Raw genomic sequence first — 230 nt, 5'->3', positions numbered from 1 at the left:
ACCCACGTCCACGATCCGGCGCTTCATGATTTCGGTACCGCCACCCGGCACGAAGCCGTACTCGCGCAGCTCCTGACTAAACTCGTACATACCATTCACGTTGTCGAGATCGACGCGGTACAGAATATCCGTGTCCTGCTCGTGGCGCACGTACATGTACGGCAATTCCCCGATGTTGCACTTCACATCGAAATCCGGGTCCACGCTCTTCTCCATCTAGCGTTCGCGGG

General features: G+C 57.4%; 1 protein-coding gene. It reads right to left on the bottom strand.

Annotated features, from left to right (window positions below):
• Nucleotides 1-204 (bottom strand): hypothetical protein (locus tag AC1RO3_RS09480; protein ID WP_481764168.1); only part of this gene is annotated, 204 nt, incomplete at its 3' end.
• Between the last annotated feature and the right edge of the window lie 26 nt (nt 205-230).

The sequence above is a fragment of the Dellaglioa sp. CoH-57-MRSF-19 genome (assembly GCF_056781975.1).
This window is presented reverse-complemented; position numbering and strand designations above follow the sequence as displayed.